Raw genomic sequence first — 12,419 nt, forward strand, 5'->3', positions numbered from 1 at the left:
TGATGCGACCCATTAAAACCTCGGGACCGCGGCGCTTCGTTCGTTTCCTCTTCCTGCTACCGAGAACATACCTCGGGGGTACGACAAGTTTGTTTCTCGCGTTGCCCCTTCGACACGCTCGCTCGGCTGGCGCCTCGCGGGCTACTCAGGGAGCGGAAGGGGCCGCTCCCGGGTCCTGAGCAAGCGAGCTCGCGGGCTGCTCAGGACCCGGAAGAAGGCTCCCGGGCCCTGAGAGCGGTGGCGCTGCTACTGCCCGAGAATCTTCTTCATCTGGGCGATCTCGGCGGTCTGATCGAGCTTGATCCGGTTGGCGAGTGCCTTGGTGGTGGGGTCTTGTCCATCGGCGAGCTCGGCGTTGGCCATGCCGATCGCACCCTCGTGATGGCGGATCATGCCCTCGAGCCACAGCCTGTCGAAGGTTGCGCCGGTCGCATCCCGCATCGCGGCCATCTCGTCGTCGGTCATCATGCCAGGCATCGAACCGTGGCCGGACATGTCGTGTTCGCCGGAGTCCGGCGCGTCCACGCCCCAGGCCGCCAATTGTTGTGTCATCTGGTCGATCTCAGGTTGCTGCGCGGCCTTGATTCGCGCCGCGAGCGCAGTCACCTCCGGATTGTCGGTGCGGGTGGGGACCAGATCGGCCATCTCGATGGCCTGCTGGTGGTGCGGAATCATCATGGTCAGGAAGGTGACGTCGGCCTGGTTGTGCGCCGACGACGCGACCCCGGATGTCGACACGGAGGCCGATGCGGAGGTGGGGGTCGTCGTCGTGTCGTCGGTGGACGAGCAGGCAGACAGCAACGCGGCGGAAGCAGCGAGTGCGATCAGGGCATGGGTGGGACGGTGGGTGTTCATCAGTGAAAATCCTTGTCATCAAGAGTGATTCGGCGCAGCATGCAGCCACGCCGCAGAAGTCGTCGATGCGGAGGGAGTCCGCGATCGACAACTCAGCAGCGAATCACCTGGAGCTGCAAGTGGTTCGGAATCGCCCACGGCGGTGGCCTTCCCAGCACTCTTACCCAGCCGAGGAAACGGCCTCTCAGGGCACGGACTTCGGGGAATCCCCAGGAGAGCAACACCAGCAGGATCAGCGGGATGACTGGCTCGCCGTCCCGAATGAACACGCACGCGTGCTGATGCTCGTCACAGTCCGGCGCTGGCGACAGATGCGCTTGCTCGATGGAAGCCGCGGATGACGTCAACATCGGCACCGACGTCGAATGCTGTGGTGCACCAGCATGTTCGGGCGTGACGCAATGTGCGATCACCGAATGCATCACGAGAATCGCGAAGGCCAACACGACAAGAACAACGCCGCCACCGACTCTCGGTGGACGACGAATTCCTGGCCGGGTGCGCACTATTCGGTGGCGCCCGCGGGTGCGGGTGCCATGGCCGACCGTTCGGCCTCAAGCAGCTGCTGCCGCGGGATGAGCCATCGTCGATCGATCAGCCGGTAGGCGATGATCACGGCCGCGGCCAGCCCCCAGCCGAGCAGGATGTCGAACACATAGTGCTCGCCGGTGTAGACCAGGGTGAACGCCATCGCGAACGCGTAACCCAGGAACAGTGCCTTCCCCATCGCACGCACCCGCGGCCACATAAACAGCGCCAACAGCATGGTCAGTCCCGCATGCAACGACGGGATCGCGGCGACGAGGTTCGCCTTCCCCTGGCCAAGTTGCACCAAGTTCGACGCGGCGTGGATGTTCAGGAACTCCCATCCGCGGGCGGAAATGCGTTCGACGTAGGGCGCCGCGTCGGGGTGCGACGGTGTCACCGGTCCCAGCAGCCCGCCACTGGCGACCGGGGTCGTCGAGTACATACAGAGCGGATCGTGCGGGTGATCGGCGACCTCGACGGCGGTGCATTTGGCTGCGGCCCACGGCGGCGCGGCCGGCACCAGGCTGTATCCGACGAGCGCGAGGAAGGTGGTTGCGATGAAACAGGCGGCGTACCGGCGCCACGCCGCACGATCGCGAAGCCACAGAACGGCGGCCACCGCGTACGGAACGATGAAATAGGACATGTAGACGACGCTGGTGATGATCTCCCACCACGGTGGGCTCGCCTGCTTGAGGTGTTCCTGCAGCCAGACCGTCGGATTGACCCCGAAGATCGCGAGGTCGACATCGGGTGCGAGATGCCATTGCGTGGGCATACCGAGCCAGACCGCGACGTCGCGGGTCCAGTCGTAGATGAGCAGGATCAGCGCGAACGGCAGCCAGTCGATGAACACGGTGATCACCCGGCGTCGGCCGATGCTGGCCGCCAACAGGCCCAGGCACAGCAGGACCAGTAGTCGCGTGCGGTCGAAGGCGAGGCCCTCGGCGGTGATCTCGTAGATCATGAACGCCACCCACGCGGCGACCGCGATGCGTCGGACGACGGTCAGATCGCGGCGCTGCTCCGGATGCGGTTCCATCTCGGCTGCGGCGGCGATGTCGTCGAGGAACGGCTCGACTCGCGCGGGCGGATCCTCCGGTGCCGGTTTCCCGACCGCCTCGTCAATGCTCACCCGCACCTCGCACGTACCCACGCCCCGCCGGGGCACCTGCCGTCAATTGGTCATCCTTAGTCAGCCTAGTGATTGTTTGCTGTTGGTCGCGCGTTTACCGGCGACATGCCGACAGGAGTAGGAAGTTCCCTGGCCAGATGTGACGGGTCTCACACAACTATCGTTGGATCATGCGCATCGGAGCCCACCTACGTGAAGACGACGACCCGTTGACCACCGCAACCGAACTCGGCATCGACGTCTTCCAGATGTTCGTGACCGACCCGCAGAGCTGGAAGAAACCGGTCCCCCGCCCCGACGCCGCAGCCATCCGCGATTCGGCCATCGACGTCGTCGTGCACTCGAGCTATCAGATCAATGTGGCGAGCCTGAACAACCGGCTGCGCATGCCGTCACGCAAGGCGGTCGAACAGCAGGCAACCGCGGCCGCCGAACTCGGCGCGTTCGGACTCGTCGTCCACGGCGGCCATCTGCGCGACGGTGAAGCCGCAGACGAGGGATTCGCCAACTGGCACAAGCTCTTCGATCGCCAGATCGACAAGGGCGGGTTCGGCGTCCCGATCCTGATCGAGAACACCGCAGGCGGCGATCACGCCATGGCGCGCACACTCGAGGCCATCGATCGTCTGTGGGCGGCGGTCGGCGACTTCGAGCAGGCCGGTTTCTGCCTCGACACGTGCCACGCCTGGGCGGGCGGCGAGGAACTCGTCGGGCTCGTCGAGCGAGTCCGTGAGATCACCGGCCGCATCGACCTGGTCCACCTGAACAACTCCCGCGACGAGTTCGACTCCGGCAGGGACCGCCACGCCAATCTGGCCGACGGTCACATCGATCCCGAGGTGCTCGTGGCGGTCGCCGCTGCGGCCGACGCCCCGGTGATCCTGGAAACCCCTGCCGAGGGCATTCCGGCCGATCTCGAATACTTGCGTTCGTCTCTCTGACCTGCAATTTCTCCGCCAACCCGACCGTCGCGACGGTACGGGTTGTTGCGCATGCCGTCACGGAGTATTCTGGGGTTACCCGCGAGTAACTTACTCGCAATCTGATTAGCCGAAGCCCACACCAGAAGAGGAACCAGCATGGGCCACTACAAGAGCAACCTGCGCGACCTGCACTTCAACTTGTTCGAGATGTACGACCTCGACAAGGTGCTGGAGAGCGACGAGTTCGGTGACCTCGACCACGAGACCGCCGTCGACATGCTGCGCGAGGTCAAGGCGCTGGCCGAGGGCCCGATCGCCGAGTCGTTCGCCGACGCCGACCGCAATCCGCCGGTCTTCGATCCCGACGCACACACCGTCACCATTCCCGAGGGCTTCGCCAAGTCCTACAACGCCCTGGTCGAGGGTGGTTGGGACAAGATCGGTGTCGCCGATGAACTGGGCGGGCTCCCCGCTCCCCGATCCCTCTACTGGGCCATCGGCGAGATGATCCTCGGCGCGAACCCGCCGGTGTTCATGTACGGCGCCGGTGCCGGCTTCGCCAACATCTTCTTCGACAACGGCACCGATGAGCAGAAGAAGTGGGCCGCCATCTGTTCCGAGCGCGGCTGGGGCGCCACCATGGTGCTGACCGAGCCCGACGCCGGCTCCGACGTGGGCGCCGCACGCACCAAGGCCGTCAAGCAGGATGACGGCACCTGGCACATCGACGGGGTGAAGCGCTTCATCACCTCGGCCGATCAGGACATGACCGAGAACATCTTCCACCTCGTCCTGGCCCGCCCCGAGGGCGCGAAGCCGGGCACCAAGGGACTGTCGCTGTTCTTCGTCCCGAAGTTCCACTTCGATCACGAGACCGGCGAACTAGGTGAGCGCAACGGCGTTTTCGTCACCAACGTCGAACACAAGATGGGCATCAAGGCCTCGGCCACCTGTGAGCTGACCTTCGGTCAGCACGGCACACCGGCCGTCGGCTGGCTCGTCGGCGAGGTCCACGACGGTATCGCGCAGATGTTCGACGTCATCGAGCACGCCCGAATGATGGTGGGCACCAAAGCCATTTCCACCCTGTCGACCGGGTATCTGAACGCGCTCGACTACGCCAAGGAGCGGGTGCAGGGTGCCGATCTGGTGCAGATGACCGACAAGGCCGCGCCGCGCGTGACCATCACCCATCACCCGGATGTGCGTCGTTCGTTGATGACCCAGAAGGCCTACGCCGAGGGACTGCGCGCCGTGTACCTGTACACCGCGTCGCATCAGGATGCCGTTGCCGCCCAGATTGTTTCGGGCGCAGACGCAGAACTCGCCCACAAGGTGAACGATCTGCTGCTGCCGATCGTCAAGGGCGTCGGCTCCGAGCGGGCGTACAGCGTGCTCTCCCATGAGTCGCTGCAGACACTCGGCGGTTCGGGCTTCCTGCAGGACTACCCGCTCGAGCAGTACATCCGCGACTCCAAGATCGACTCGCTCTACGAGGGCACCACGGCCATCCAAGCGCAGGACTTCTTCTTCCGCAAGATCATTCGCGACAAGGGTGCCGCATTCGGGCACGTCGCCGGGCAGATCCAGAAGTTCCTCGACGCCGAGGGCGGCAACGGCCGGCTGAAGACCGAGCGCGCGCTGCTCAAGACCGCGTTCGAGGACGTGCAGGCGATGACCGCCACGCTGACCACGTATCTGATGAACGCACAGGAGAATCCGCAGGAACTCTACAAGGTGGGCCTCGGCTCGGTGCGCTTCCTGATGTCGGTCGGCGACCTGCTCATCGGCTGGCTGCTGCTGCGTCAGGCCGAAGTCGCGCTCGCCGCCCTCGATGCCGGCGCAACCGGTGCCGACACGTCGTTCTACGAGGGCAAGGTCGCGGTTGCGAGCTTCTTCGCGAAGAACATGCTGCCGCCGCTCACTGCCGTCCGCGGCACGGTGGAGAACCTCGACATCGACGTCATGGAGGTCGACGAAGCGGCGTTCTGAGCCCAGTTCGCCAGATCTACCCCTGCGATCTCCCTCCTGCACACGGAATACCCTGTGCAAGAGGGAGATTTTGTGTGCGCGATGTCAGATAGGTTGCAGCCGCACCCCGAGGGCGCGGTAGACCGGCTCGGCGCGACGGTCCAGCGTCAGCAACAGGAGGCCGGCCTCGGCGGCAGCGGCCCCCACCAGACCGTCGTAGACGGCTCCACCAGAGATGCCCGCCTCGGCGAATACCCCAAGGAGCTCACCGGCCCGTACCGGCGAAAGTTGGTGCGAATGTGGGAAGTTCGTGGCAAGGAGCCGCGTCGCGGCCGATGCGGTCAACCGTTGCGGCGGGGGTAGCCGAGTCAGCACCGAGTACGTTTCGAACGCTGCGTGTCCACTGAGCCCGAGCTCGCGTCCGCTCGTTGCTTCGGTCATCTCGCGATGCCCGGCCTGATTCGGTCGGACCAGCGCGATCGCGGCGCTCGTGTCGAGTAGAAGTACCTCAGCGCTGGTCGCCAAGGCGCAACTCCCGTATATCGTCGGTGGACAGTTGCGGACCTCCGTCCGGCAGAAGTAGCCGCCCATCCTTCTCGATCAGATCATCGCTCGCCACCGGCTCGAGGACGAGTCCACTTCCCGTCACGGTGATCTCGACCTCCCCGGGTACCAAACCCACGCGATCCCTCAGCTCCTTCGGAACGACGAGCCGTCCCGCGCGGTCGATGGTGGTACGCATGGCATTCAGACTACCATCCAAATGGTATTGAACATGGTCGGCAAAGTTCTGATCACCACGTCGACCAAATCCCTACCGGTCTCGCAGCCAGCGCGACAGGCCTCGGTGCCCCGCCCGCATCATGTGCCGGTGGTTGAGCCGCAGCAACGGCCGCCCGACGACGATCAGAACCGTGGGTATCCGCTTGTGTAACAACACTTCCTGAGTGAAATCGACGACCGCCGCAGAGTGGGGATGCTCGTCGTCGTCGGAGATCTGCCAGCGACTCCACCCGACGAGGTCGCCCTCGATCGCGGCCCGCAACTCCCCACGCGTCGCGTCGCGGACCTGTTCGGTGACGGTGACCCGCAGGGACATCGGTATCACCGACCGGAGCCGTGCAGTGCCTGACCGGTCGTCGACCCGCGTCGCCTCGCGCACCTGTGGCCACCACGTGGTGTAGGCGTCCGCGTCGGCCAGTGCGGCGAAGACCAGGCCACGTGGATGCGGCAGATGCCAGCGCGCTGTCATCCGGAAGAATCGAGCGTCAGCCACCTGCTCGAGTGTCCACCTCGGCACGCGAGTGCGCCACAGCCTCGAGGCGAGGCACATACGAAATCTCCCTCCTTCACACGAAATACCTTGTGCAGGAGGGAGATTCTGTGTGTTGCTGCGCTTGTCGCGACTACTTCGGTGGCATCCGGATGCCGCCGTCGACGCGGATGACCTCGGCGTTCATGTAGGAGTTGGTGACCAGCTCGACGACCATCGAGGCCAGTTCGTCGGGCTTGCCGAGACGATGCGGGAAGAGCACGGACTCGCCGAGCTTCGCCTTGAAGGCCTCGGCGGCTTCGCCCTCGCCGTAGATCGGGGTGTCGATCAGGCCGGGGGCGATGGTGTTGACGCGCACGCCCACGGCAGCCAGGTCGCGGGCGACCGGCAGGGTCATGCCGACGACGCCACCCTTGGACGAGGAGTACGACGCCTGGCCGATCTGGCCGTCGAAGGCGGCGACGCTGGCCATGTTGACCACGGCGCCACGCTCACCGGACTCGAGGGGCTCGTTGCGGCTCATCGCGGTGGCGGCCAGCCGGATGCAGTCGAAGGTGCCGACCAGGTTGATCGCGATGACCTTCTTGTAGGCATCCAGGTTGTGGGCCGACGCGAACTCGCCGTCCTTGCCGATGGTGCGCTGCGCCCAGCCGATGCCGGCCGAGTTCACCAGCGCCCGCAGCGGGCCGAGCTCGGTCGCCGCGTTGACGGCCGCCTCGATCTGCGCGGTGTCGGTCACATCGACGGGAACGAAGATGCCGCCGACCTCCTTGGCCAGCTCCTCTCCCTTGTCGGCCTGCAGGTCGGCGACGACGACCTTGGCCCCCTTGGCCGCCAGCTGGCGAACCGCGGCTGCGCCGATACCCGACGCACCACCCGTGACAATTGCGCTTGCTCCATTGATATCCACGAGCGCAGCCTATCGAGCGTTCTATCGCTCGGTCCAGAGGGGGCTCTCAGCTGCACGTGACCTTGGGTTCGGGGTCGTATTTCACCGTCCTGGTGTGCCGGCTGATCTCGTTGCCGGTGCGGGCGTCGGTGATCACCCGGGTGTTCGACGTCGTGAACCCGCGGCTGCCCGACGACGCGATGCAGTCGTCGCCCGCGGTCAGCTTCAGGGTCTCGGGATCGGTGTAGGCGTAGCGGTCGCCGGTGATCGACTCGACCTCGCGCGTCTGCGTGCTCCACATGCGGACGGTGACCGCCGACTCCGACCACGCCGTCTCGATGTAGATGCCGTACGGGGTGTTGTTGCGGAACACCAGGTCGATGGCACCCTCGAAGACCGTCGCCTCCCGCGCTTCCGGGTAGCGCGAGATGTAGTAGGAGTGCTCGGTGTGGTCGACGTCCTCGAGGCCGGCGAAGTAGGACGCGTTGTACAGCGTCGTCGCGAACTGGGAGATGCCGCCGCCGACGGCCTTCGCGGCGTGGCCGTGGTCGATGATCGTCGAGGTGACGTAGCCCTGGGCGGTCCCACGTGGTCCGGTATAGCCGTTGAGCGAGAATGTCTTTCCGGGTAGAACGACGGCCCCGTCGACCTCCTGGGCGACGAGCCGGATGTTCTCCCCGGATGCACTGGAGAAGCCGCCGGTGCTGAACTCGCTGACCACTTCCCGGACGCCGAGTTTGCGGGCGGCGGCGGTGTCGAGCCGCGGTTTGGTGGTGCGATAGGCGACCTCGACGACACGCTCGGGGCCGGTGCCCACCGCAACCGTGTTGAGCGACGTGAAGGTGGCCGGCCAGTCGATCTTGGCGCCGTCACGCGACGGTACGACGGTCGGCGAGCCGGAACTCAGGGAGAACGTCGCGTTGCGGGGTGCGTGCTCGGTGCGCGCGAGGGCCGGTCGCAGCAGGGCGATGGCGCGTTTGTCGTCGACCTCGGGACGCAGACCCCCGTGTCCGTCGGGCACGAACGTGAGCACAGTGCCGAGTTGGGTCGGGGTGACGCGAATAGTGGCGTTCTCAGTGCCCTGGACAGTCAGCGGACCGGACACGGCCTGGGCGGCGGGACCGAGGACGGTGGCCCGGACGGTGTCCGCGCTGACGGTCGGCGCGAAGTCTTCCATCGGGAGGTCGACGGTCGAGCCGTCGAGCCAGTGCTGGGTCAGCGTCGATGCCGCGGCCGTGCGCGCCACGCGTTTGCCTGCGGCCGGGAGATCGCCGATCGGGACTCCGTCGCGGTAGTGGACGCCGCCCTCGACCGCGGCCTTCTCCAGGGTGCGACGGTGGTCGTCGACGGTGGTGTCGAAGGTGTCCCGATTGATCCGGACCACCGGGTCGACCGTCCGCGACATCCCGAACAGTGTCGCGAGCCGTGTGATCGGGTTGCGTGACTGTTCCATCAGCCGCGCGGTGGTGGCGTCGGCGTCGAAGGTCAGGCCAAGGTCGTCGGCGGTCGGGGTGGCGGTGCCCGACGACGTCCGGATCGCCACCGGGCGGGTGGCGCGAGCGCTCAGTTCGTCGACGACGACCTGCGCTTGTTCCGGGTCGAGGTTGCCGGCGTCGATCCCGGCGATGACGGTGCCGCGAGCGGTCTTGCCGTGGGTGTGCAGCAGATCGGCGGCCAGAATGATGCCGAGGATCGCGAGCACTCCGATGGCCACGCGCGCGAACAGGCGCAGGGGCAGATGAGTACTCACAGGGTCAACCATATGTGGAGAGATTGGGCGGGCACCGCGCGTGGGGCACCTGAAAAAGGAAGGCGCCCCGGCCGAGCTGCCGGGTCGGGGGTCTGGCAGCTCAGCCGGAGCTACTCGTATATCTACGCTACTTTCGACTCCGTTACAGCTATCCCGAAAATATATTTGCGCGCGTCTACCAGGCCAGATACGTGAGAAGCCCGACCTACGACAAGGTCTTCGCAGGTCAGGCCCTCAAGTGTTTAGTTTGCGATACTTAGCTGTGAATTTGTCTCACTTAGTGTTTCGGACCGCGAACGAGCCAGACCCTCAGCCCTCGACGATCGCGGTGACGCCCTGACCGCCGGCCGCACAGATCGAGATCAATGCTCGACCGCCGCCATTCTCCTTGATGGTCTTGGCGGCCTGGGCGACGATCCGGCCGCCGGTCGCGGCGAACGGGTGACCCGCGGCCAGCGACGAGCCGTGCACGTTGAGCTTGCTGCGATCGATCGCACCGAGCGCCTTGTCGAGTCCGAGTCGCTCCTTGCAGTACTCCTCGGACTCCCAGGCCTGCAGGGTCGCCAGCACCACCGAGGCGAAGGCCTCGTGGATCTCGTAGAAGTCGAAGTCCTGCAGGGTCAGCCCGTTGCGCTCGAGGAGCCGCGGCACCGCGTAGGTCGGAGCCATCAGCAGTCCGTCGGGTCCGTTCACGTAGTCGACGGCCGCGGTCTCGCTGTCGACGAGATAGGCCTGCACCGGCAGCCCCTTGGCGTCCGCCCACTCGTCGGACGACAGCAGCACCGCCGACGCGCCGTCGGTCAATGGGGTGGAGTTGCCTGCGGTCATCGTCGCGTCGCCGAGGGCGACACCGAAGACCGGCTTAAGTTTGGCCAGCTTCTCCACCGACGAGTCCGGACGGAGGTTCTCGTCGCGGGTGAGGCCCATGAACGGGGTGATGAGGTCGTCGAAGAACCCTTCGTCGTAGGCGACGGCCATGTTTCGGTGGCTGGCCGCGGCCAGGGCGTCCTGGTCGGCGCGCTTGATGCCGAACTCCTTGGCGGTGATCGCGGCGTGGTCGCCCATCGACATCCCGGTGCGCGGCTCGCCGTTACGGGGGATCTCGATGCCGAGCTTCGGCAGCAGTTTCACCGCGCCGAGCAGTTGATCCTTGGTGCTGCGCGCCCGATTGACCTCGAGCATCTGGCGACGCATCGACTCCGAGACGCCGATCGGGGCATCGGAGGTGGTGTCCACGCCGCCGCCGATCGCCGCGTCGTAGCGTCCCGAGGCGATCCCGTCGCCGACGGCGACGATCGCCTGCAGTCCGGTCCCGCACGCCTGCTGGATGTCGAAGGCCGGGGTGTAGGGCGAGAGCGCCGAGCCGAGGACGCATTCGCGGATGAGGTTGAAGTCGCGTGAGTGCTTGAGCACGGCACCACCGGCGACCATGCCCAGCCGCTCGCCCTGCAGGTTGAAGCGGCTGATCAGGCCGTCGAGGGTGGCGGTGAACATTTCTTGGTTGCTGACCCGTGCGTAGGACTTGTCCTGCCGCGCGAATGGGATCCGGTTGCCACCAAGGATCGCCACCGGGCGCAGGCTGCGGGTCTTGGGTGTGTGAGCCACTTCGATCTCCCAGGGGGTGTAGTTCGGGTTATGTACGCTATTCTTACTCATGAGTAAGTTAGTTGTCGAACGTCGCTCGCGTGAGTGTCGTCGCACAACCACTCGACCTGCCGAAAGACAGAGGAGAACTTCCGTGGCAGCCACTGGCCTGTACTCGAACTTCGTTCATTCCGCACCCGGCTCCTTCATCGCCAAACAAGCCGGCCTGCCGGTCCCGCCGACGCTGCGGCGCTACAAGGCGTCCGAGCCCGCGCTGCCCGGCCCGGTACTGCTCGGGGGTGTCGGCCGCCTGATCGAGCCGCTGCGCGAGATGCTCTCGACGCCCGACTACGACGTCATCCACAACGCGACGACCGGCCGCAGCGCCGACAAGTACGGAGCGCTGGTATTCGATGCCACCGGCATCACCGCGCCCGGCGAACTCCGTCAGCTCTTCGAGTTCTTCCAGCCCGCCATGCGCTCGCTCGCGCCGTGCGCACGGCTGCTCGTGCTCGGCACCACTCCGGAACTGATCGAGGAACCCAACGAGCACGTCGCGCAGCGCGCGCTCGAGGGGTTCACCCGCTCGGTGGGCAAGGAACTGCTCAAGGGGGCGACCGTGCAACTCGTCTACGTCTCCCCCGACGCCAAGACCGGACTGACCGGCCTGGAATCGACCGTACGGTTCGTGTTGTCGGCGAAGTCCGCGTTCGTGGATGCACAGGTGATCCGGGTAGGCGCCGACGACGCCACCGCGCCCCAGGATTGGGATAAGCCGTTGTCCGGCAAAGTCGCCCTGGTGACCGGCGCGGCGCGCGGTATCGGCGCAACCATCGCCGAGGTCCTCGCCCGCGACGGCGCCCACGTCATCGTCGCCGACGTCCCCCAAGCGGGAGAAGCGCTTTCGGAGACCGCCAACAAGGTGAAGGGCACCGCGTTCCCGCTCGACGTCACCGCCGACGACGCCGGCACCAAGCTGGCCGAGCATGTGCTCGAACGTCACGGCGGCCTCGACATCATCGTCAACAACGCCGGCATCACCCGCGACAAGCTGCTCGCCAACATGGACGACGCCCGCTGGGATGCCGTCATCGGCGTGAATCTCGTTGCACCGCAGTCGCTTGTCAACGCGCTTGTGGAGAAGGATGCACTGCGCGAGGGCGGTGCGGTGGTCGACGTGTCGTCGATCGCCGGCATCGCGGGCAACCGCGGCCAGACCAACTACGGCGCATCGAAGGCCGGCGTCATCGGTCTGGTCGACGCTTACGCGCCGATCCTGGCGCGCAAGGGCATCACCATCAACGCCGTCGCACCCGGTTTCATCGAGACCAAGATGACCGCTGCGATCCCGCTCGCCACCCGCGAGGCCGGCCGCCTCATGAGCTCGCTGCAGCAGGGCGGACAGACCGTCGATGTTGCCGAAACCGTTGCCTACTTTGCCAATCCGGCGTCGAGTGCGATCACCGGCAATGTGGTCCGCGTGTGCGGCCAAGGCTTCCTGGGAGCGTGAG

The 12,419-nt window shown here is 66.0% G+C and carries 12 protein-coding genes; 3 read left to right on the forward strand and 9 right to left on the reverse strand.

The genetic code is table 11. The annotated features are described in order from the left end of the window. Positions 1-246: 246 nt before the first annotated feature. From AAFP30_RS10415 to AAFP30_RS10425, 3 genes are all read right to left on the reverse strand, one after another. Positions 247-855 carry a DUF305 domain-containing protein gene (locus AAFP30_RS10415; protein ID WP_419229826.1) on the reverse strand — a complete coding sequence of 203 codons (609 nt, stop codon included), beginning with the start codon at positions 853-855 and terminating at the stop codon, positions 247-249. A gap of 92 nt (positions 856-947) precedes the next feature. Further along, positions 948-1,298 carry a hypothetical protein gene (locus tag AAFP30_RS10420; protein WP_419229827.1) on the reverse strand — a complete coding sequence of 117 codons (351 nt, stop codon included), beginning with the start codon at positions 1,296-1,298 and terminating at the stop codon, positions 948-950. Positions 1,299-1,360: 62 nt separating this feature from the next. After that, entirely contained in the window at positions 1,361-2,518 is a 1,158-nt protein-coding gene (locus AAFP30_RS10425) for a phosphatase PAP2 family protein (protein WP_419229828.1), read from the reverse strand. 170 nt (positions 2,519-2,688) lie between these two features. On the opposite strand from AAFP30_RS10425, the gene AAFP30_RS10430 reads away from it, so the two are divergent. Both AAFP30_RS10430 and AAFP30_RS10435 read left to right on the forward strand, forming a co-directional pair. Further along, positions 2,689-3,459 carry a deoxyribonuclease IV gene (locus AAFP30_RS10430; protein ID WP_419229829.1) on the forward strand — a complete coding sequence of 257 codons (771 nt, stop codon included), beginning with the start codon at positions 2,689-2,691 and terminating at the stop codon, positions 3,457-3,459. 138 nt (positions 3,460-3,597) lie between these two features. Then, positions 3,598-5,433 carry an acyl-CoA dehydrogenase gene (locus AAFP30_RS10435; protein ID WP_419229830.1) on the forward strand — a complete coding sequence of 612 codons (1,836 nt, stop codon included), beginning with the start codon at positions 3,598-3,600 and terminating at the stop codon, positions 5,431-5,433. 84 nt (positions 5,434-5,517) lie between these two features. Here the strand turns inward: AAFP30_RS10435 and AAFP30_RS10440 are convergent, their stop codons facing one another. From AAFP30_RS10440 to AAFP30_RS10465, 6 genes are all read right to left on the reverse strand, one after another. Continuing rightward, positions 5,518-5,937 (reverse strand): PIN domain-containing protein, encoded by a 420-nt coding sequence (locus tag AAFP30_RS10440; RefSeq protein ID WP_419229831.1) that lies wholly within the window; start codon positions 5,935-5,937, stop codon positions 5,518-5,520. Further along, complete coding sequence (locus AAFP30_RS10445) at positions 5,921-6,154, reverse strand: AbrB/MazE/SpoVT family DNA-binding domain-containing protein (RefSeq protein ID WP_419229832.1); 234 nt, start codon at positions 6,152-6,154, stop codon at positions 5,921-5,923. Before AAFP30_RS10445 ends, AAFP30_RS10440 begins: the two co-directional genes overlap by 17 nt. A 72-nt stretch (positions 6,155-6,226) precedes the next feature. Then, positions 6,227-6,688, reverse strand: coding sequence for an SRPBCC family protein (locus tag AAFP30_RS10450; protein WP_419229833.1), 462 nt, complete (start codon positions 6,686-6,688; stop codon positions 6,227-6,229). A gap of 130 nt (positions 6,689-6,818) precedes the next feature. Continuing rightward, the gene (locus AAFP30_RS10455) at positions 6,819-7,595 is read right to left on the reverse strand and encodes an SDR family NAD(P)-dependent oxidoreductase (RefSeq protein ID WP_419229834.1); all 777 of its coding nucleotides are present in this window, start codon (positions 7,593-7,595) and stop codon (positions 6,819-6,821) included. 46 nt (positions 7,596-7,641) lie between these two features. Then, positions 7,642-9,336 (reverse strand): VanW family protein, encoded by a 1,695-nt coding sequence (locus AAFP30_RS10460; RefSeq protein ID WP_419229835.1) that lies wholly within the window; start codon positions 9,334-9,336, stop codon positions 7,642-7,644. A 297-nt stretch (positions 9,337-9,633) separates the two neighbouring features. After that, positions 9,634-10,929 carry an acetyl-CoA C-acetyltransferase gene (locus AAFP30_RS10465; RefSeq protein WP_419230154.1) on the reverse strand — a complete coding sequence of 432 codons (1,296 nt, stop codon included), beginning with the start codon at positions 10,927-10,929 and terminating at the stop codon, positions 9,634-9,636. A gap of 133 nt (positions 10,930-11,062) precedes the next feature. Here AAFP30_RS10465 and AAFP30_RS10470 point away from each other — a divergent pair, with 133 nt between their 5' ends. Beyond that, positions 11,063-12,418, forward strand: a complete 1,356-nt coding sequence (locus AAFP30_RS10470; protein WP_419229836.1) for a 3-oxoacyl-ACP reductase — start codon at positions 11,063-11,065, stop codon at positions 12,416-12,418. The last annotated feature ends 1 nt before the right edge of the window (position 12,419 follow it).

The sequence above is a fragment of the Gordonia sp. CPCC 205515 genome (genome assembly GCF_048537925.1).
In the GTDB taxonomy this organism is placed as follows: Bacteria; Actinomycetota; Actinomycetes; order Mycobacteriales; family Mycobacteriaceae; genus Gordonia.